The sequence below is a fragment of the Schumannella sp. 10F1B-5-1 genome (assembly GCF_006517535.1).
Taxonomy (GTDB): domain Bacteria; phylum Actinomycetota; class Actinomycetes; order Actinomycetales; family Microbacteriaceae; genus Schumannella.
Genome location: NZ_VHQH01000303.1, coordinates 1 through 342 on the forward strand (window position 1 = coordinate 1; position 342 = coordinate 342).

General features: G+C 73.7%; 1 protein-coding gene. It reads right to left on the reverse strand.

Annotated features, from left to right (window positions below; translation table 11 throughout):
• Nucleotides 1–342 (reverse strand): aminotransferase class V-fold PLP-dependent enzyme (locus FJ658_RS15790; RefSeq protein WP_141146265.1); only part of this gene is annotated, 342 nt, incomplete at both ends.

Consider the following 342-nt stretch of genomic DNA (forward strand, 5'->3'; position numbering starts at 1 on the left):
AGGTCGTCGAACAGCAGCTCGCCGGTGGCGGGGTCGAGCTGGATCCAGCGCACGGTCGCCCCCGTCCGGGCCGCCGCCTGCACCCACGGGCGCACGTTGGAGTCGTGGTCGAGGCGCGTCACGACGACCTCGTCGCCCGGCACCCAGTCCCGTGACAGGTGTCGCGAGAAGTCGTACGCGAGCTGGGTGGCGCTGCGCCCGTAGACGACCCCGGATGCCGGCACGCCGAGCAGGTCGCCGACGGCCGCGCGCATCGCCGCCACCGCATCCGTCGCATTGCGTTCCGAGGTCGTGGCCGTTCCGCGGTTCGACAGCGGTCCCGTCAGGGTGCGGGCGATCGCC